This is a genomic window from Burkholderia sp. Ac-20392, assembly GCF_017104585.1.
GTDB classification, from domain to species: Bacteria; Pseudomonadota; Gammaproteobacteria; order Burkholderiales; family Burkholderiaceae; genus Burkholderia; species Burkholderia lata.
The window spans coordinates 1-5,025 of record NZ_JAAGPB010000546.1 but is presented as its reverse complement, the minus strand read 5'-3'; the positions used below and the strand labels follow the sequence as shown (position 1 = coordinate 5,025).

General features: G+C 68.9%; 5 protein-coding genes. All 5 read right to left on the bottom strand.

Going from position 1 to position 5,025, the window contains the following annotated elements:
- Window positions 1-552, bottom strand: a 552-nt coding sequence (locus G3N99_RS34155) for an urease accessory protein UreD (RefSeq protein ID WP_206124576.1), incomplete at its 3' end; no start/stop codon positions are given.
- 195 nt (window positions 553-747) lie between these two features.
- On the bottom strand, window positions 748-1,440 hold the full coding sequence (urtE, locus tag G3N99_RS34150) for an urea ABC transporter ATP-binding subunit UrtE (RefSeq protein ID WP_206124575.1): 693 nt from the start codon (window positions 1,438-1,440) through the stop codon (window positions 748-750).
- Window positions 1,441-1,444: 4 nt separating this feature from the next.
- Window positions 1,445-2,302, bottom strand: a complete 858-nt coding sequence (gene urtD / locus G3N99_RS34145) for an urea ABC transporter ATP-binding protein UrtD (RefSeq protein ID WP_206124574.1) — start codon at window positions 2,300-2,302, stop codon at window positions 1,445-1,447.
- Window positions 2,299-3,486 carry an urea ABC transporter permease subunit UrtC gene (urtC, locus tag G3N99_RS34140; RefSeq protein ID WP_206124573.1) on the bottom strand — a complete coding sequence of 396 codons (1,188 nt, stop codon included), beginning with the start codon at window positions 3,484-3,486 and terminating at the stop codon, window positions 2,299-2,301. The genes urtD and urtC overlap by 4 nt, the downstream gene beginning before the upstream one ends.
- A 1-nt stretch (window position 3,487) precedes the next feature.
- Window positions 3,488-5,025, bottom strand: a 1,538-nt coding sequence (gene urtB / locus G3N99_RS34135) for an urea ABC transporter permease subunit UrtB (protein WP_206124572.1), incomplete at its 5' end; no start/stop codon positions are given.

Genomic DNA, 5,025 nt, shown 5'->3' with positions numbered 1-5,025 from the left:
CGGCCGGCCGTCGGCATCGACGAGCGCTGAAGTCGACGCGATGCGGCCCGCCGACCAGGTTTCACCGGCCGCCTGCCGGCCGAGCTGCGACGCGTCCCAGCCGATCGCAGTGGCACCCGCGCCGAGTTTTACCGTGAAGTCGAGCGAAGCATGCGCCGCGTCGAAGAACAGGTTGTTCTGCGGCAGCCAGTCGAGCCTCGCGTGCTCGCCGACCGTGATGCCGATGCGCTGTGTCGCATCCAGCCCGTTCGACTTGTACCACTTGGTCGCGCCGGGCGTCGTCAGCACCGCATGCGTGTCGTCGCCGAGCGCGATGTCGATGTCGAGCCGGTCGCCGCCCGCGACGCCGCCCGGCGGGTGGACGATCACCGCGTGGCAGATCGCATCGCCTTCCGGATACAGCGGCCGCTGCACGCGCAGCGGGCCGTCGTGCAGCCGGTGCGCGAGCGTCGTGCGCGCGCCGTGCCGCTCGAAGCCGAGTTCGAGGCGGCCGCGCCACGACTTGGCGACGGCGGGGCGGGACAGCGGGGCGTGGGAATCGGGGGCGGACATCGGCGGGAAGCAGGGGACGGGCGCGGGGAACGAGGATGCTACCGCAACAATATACGCTCCGGTGCCCGCGTTGCAGGGCATGGCAACGCCGGCTCCCGGTGCGTGCCGCTTCGCCGGCGTGCGGCTGACATGCGCCATTCGGCGAGGCTCCGGATCGGTGGCCTGAAGCGACGCCGCTCCGAGCCACCTTTCCCGCTACACCGCGATCAGCTCGCGCACACCGTTCGCTTCCATCTCGTGCGCGTCGCCGCCCGCAACGATCTCGCCCCGGCTCATTACCCAGTAGCGGTCGGCGATCGATTGAGCGAAGTCGTAGTACTGCTCGACGAGCAGCACGGTCATCTTCGATTCGTCGACGAGCTGGCGCAGCGTGCGGCCGATGTCCTGGATGATCGACGGCTGGATGCCTTCGGTCGGCTCGTCGAGGATCAGCAACTGCGGCTCGCTCATCAGCGCGCGGCCGATCGCGAGCTGCTGCTGCTGGCCGCCCGACAGGTCGCCGCCGCGCCGCGCGCGCATGTCCTTCAGCACCGGGAACAGGTCGTAGATGCGGTCGGGCACCTTCGACGGCGCCTTGCGGCTCGCCGCGCCGACGAGCAGGTTCTCCTCGACGGTCAGCCGCGGAAAGATGTCGCGACCCTGCGGCACGTACGCGAGCCCGGCCGCGACGCGCGCATACGGCGGCATCGCGCCGAGCGCCGTGCCGCGCCACGACACGCTGCCGCTTTTCGCGGCGACGACGCCCATCAGGCAGCGCAGCAACGTGCTCTTGCCGACGCCGTTGCGGCCGAGCAGCACGGTGAGCTTGCGGTCGTCGGCGGCGAGGCTCACGTTGCGCAGGATATGGCTGCCGCCGTAGTACTGGTTCAGTGCATCGATCTTCAGCATCGCATCATCGTCCAAGATAAGACTCGATCACCGCGTCGTCGCGCTTGACCTGGTCGAGCGTGCCTTGCGCGAGCACCGCGCCTTCGGCCATCACCGTCACGCGACCCTTGTCGCCCGCGAGCGCCGCGACGAATTCCATGTCGTGCTCGACGACCATCATCGAGCAGGTGCCGCGCAGCGTGTTCAGCAGCTCGGCGAGTTCCATCGTCTCGTGATCGGTCATCCCGGCCGCCGGCTCGTCGAGCAGCAGCAGCGCGGGGCGCTGCATCAGCAGCATGCCGATCTCGAGCCGCTGCTTCTGCCCGTGCGACAGCTCGCCGGCTGCGCGGAAGGCGTGGCTTTCGAGGCCGATCAGCGCGAGCGTCTCCTCGATCTTCGCCTGCGCGGATCTGTCGAGCTTCGCGCGCAACGACGCGAGCCAACCCTTGTCGGTCTGCATCGCGAGCTCGAGGTTCTCCCACACCGGATGCTGTTCGAACACGGTCGGCTTCTGGAACTTGCGGCCGATGCCCGCGCGCGCGATCTCGGGCTCGTTCATCCGCGCGAGGTCGATCGTCTGGCCGAGAAACACCTTGCCCGCGTCGGGCCGCGTCTTGCCGGTGATCACGTCCATCATCGTCGTCTTGCCGGCGCCGTTCGGGCCGATCACGCAGCGCAGCTCGCCCGCGTCGATCGCGAGCGACAGCTTCTTCAGCGCGCGGAAGCCGTCGAAGCTCACCTCGATATCCTCGAGGTAGAGGATCGTGCCGTGCGACGTGTCGATGCCGGGCGGCACCACGCGTCCCATCGATGCGGTGCCGCTGACGGCCAGCAGTTCGTCCTCGGGCGGCGGCGTGAATTGGTAGAGGGCCGTTCCGTTCATGCGCGTTTCCCCTTCGCGAGCACGGTTTCGACGAGGCCCATGATCCCGCGCGGCAGCAGCAGCGGCACGAGCACGAAGATCAGGCCGAGGAAGAACAGCCAGTATTCGGCGAAGTACGCGGTAAACAGGCTCTTTGCGCCGTTCACCGCGAACGCGCCGACGATCGGCCCGATCAGCGTGCCGCGCCCGCCTACCGCGACCCAGATCGCCATCTCGATCGAGTTGCCGGGCGACATCTCGCCGGGGTTGATGATGCCGACCTGCGGCACGTACAGCGCGCCCGCGATGCCGCACAGCACGGCCGACACGGTCCACACGAACAGCTTGTACGCGAGCGGGCTGTAGCCGAGGAACATCAGCCGCGTCTCGCCGTCGCGCACCGCGGTGACGACGCGCCCGAGCTTGCTGGTGACGATCGCGCGCGCGGCGATGAACGCGAGCACCAGCGTCGCGAACGTCAACAGCAACAGCACCGTGCGCGTGCCGGGCGACGTGATCGCAAAGCCCGCGATGCGCTTGAAGTCGGTGAAGCCGTTGTTGCCGCCGAAGCCCGTCTCGTTGCGATAGAACAGCAGCATCGCGGCGAACGTCATGGCCTGCGTGATGATCGACAGGTACACGCCCTTCACGCGCGAGCGGAACGTGAAGAAGCCGAACACCCATGCGAGCACGGCCGGCACGAGCACGACGAGCACGACCGCCCACGCGAGATGCTGCGTGCCGCTCCAGTACCACGGCAACTGGTGCCAGTCGAGAAACACCATGAAGTCGGGCAGGTCGCTGCCGTACTTGCCGTCGCGGCCGATCTCGCGCATCAGGTACATGCCGATCGCATAGCCGCCGAGCGCGAAGAACAGCCCGTGGCCGAGGCTCAGGATCCCGCAGTAGCCCCACACGAGATCGAGCGCGAGCGCGGCGATCGCGTAGCACATCAGCTTGCCGGTGAGCGTCATCGCGTACGCGGACAGATGGAACACGCTCGACTCGGGCGCGACGAGCGCGGCGAGCGGCACGCCGATGCCGATCGCGACGCACAGCGCGATCAGCGCGAGCCACGCGCGCCGCGACAGCAGCGCGGGGCGGGGCGGCAGGCCGAGCGCAAAACCGTCTGCGGCGCGCGTAGCGGCAGCCGGCTTCGGCGCATCGGCGACCGGATTGGACAACGAGTCGGTGAATGAAGTCACGTCAAGCCTCCGCACTGCGGCCCTTCGGGGCAAACATGCCCTGCGGACGTTTCTGGATGAACAGCACGATCATCACGAGCACCGCGATCTTCGCGAGCACGGCGCCCCAGAACGGCTCGATCGCCTTGCTCGCGAGGCCGAGCCCGAAGCCGCCGAGCACGGTGCCGGCGATCTGCCCGACCCCGCCGAGCACGACCGCCATGAACGAATCGATGATGTAGTTCTGGCCGAGGTCGGGGCCCACGTTGCCGATCTGCGACAGCGCGCAGCCGCCGAGGCCCGCGATGCCCGCGCCGAACGCGAATGCGTACGCGTCGACGCGTGCGGTCTTCACGCCGACGCACGCGGCCATCCGGCGGTTCTGCGTGACGGCGCGCACGAACAGGCCGAGCCGCGTCTTCGTCAGCACGGCCCACGCGACGAATACGACCGCGAGCGCGAACGCGAGGATCGCGAGCCGGTTGTACGGCAGGATCAGGTTCTGCATCACGGTCACGCCGCCGCTCATCCACGACGGGTTCACGACCTGCACGTTCTGCGCGCCGAACAGCATCCGCGTTGCCTGGATCAGGATCAGGCTCACCCCGAAGGTGGCGAGCAGCGTCTCGAGCGGGCGGCCGTACAGGTGCCGCAGTACGAGCCGTTCGAGCACGATGCCGACGAGCGCAGCCGTCACGAACGACACCGGCACCGCGACGAGCGGATACCAGTCGAACGCGCCGGGCGCGTAACGCTGGATCAGCGTCTGCACGACATAGGTTGCGTACGCACCGATCATCAGGAATTCGCCGTGCGCCATGTTGATCACGCCGATCAGCCCGTACGTGATCGCGAGGCCGAGCGCGGCGAGCAGCAGCACGCTGCCGAGCGACAGGCCCGCGAACAAGGTGCCGACGATCTCGCCGCGGCGCTGCAACGCGTGCAATGCATCGAGCCCCTGCTGCGCGGCGTCGCGCACGCGCGCGTCGGGCTCCGCATAGCTGCCGTCGGTGTTCTTCGCGACGAGCGGGCGCAACTGCTCGATCATGTCGAGGTCCTTGCGCGCGGCCACCACCTGCACGGCGTCGAGGCGCTTCGCCGGATCGGCGTCGTGCAGCGCGGCGATCGCCCACAACGCGTCGAGGCGGCGTTTCAGCGCGGGATCGGTTTCCTTCGCACGGGCGCGGTCGATCATCGGCTTGAGCGCCGGGTCGGGCGATTTCAGCAATGCATCGATCGCGTCGCGGCGCGCGGCGACGTCGGGCGACGCGAGCGCGAGCCCCGACAGCGCGCCCGTGATCTTCGTGCGCAGCAGGTTGTTCAGCATCACGGGCTGTGCGTCGCCTGCCGGCGTCGCGGTTTGCGTGAGCGCGTCGTGTGCGGTGTCGCCGGTCTGGATCAGCAGGCGACCGTCACCGGTCGCGAGCGCGTCGCCGGTCGACAGCGCGTTGAGCAGCGCGACAGCGCGCGGATCGGAGTCGGCGGCGAGCCGTTCGATCGCGGCCGTCTTCGCGTCGAAGTCGTCGCCGGCGAGCGCGGCGGTATCGGTGGCCGTCAGCA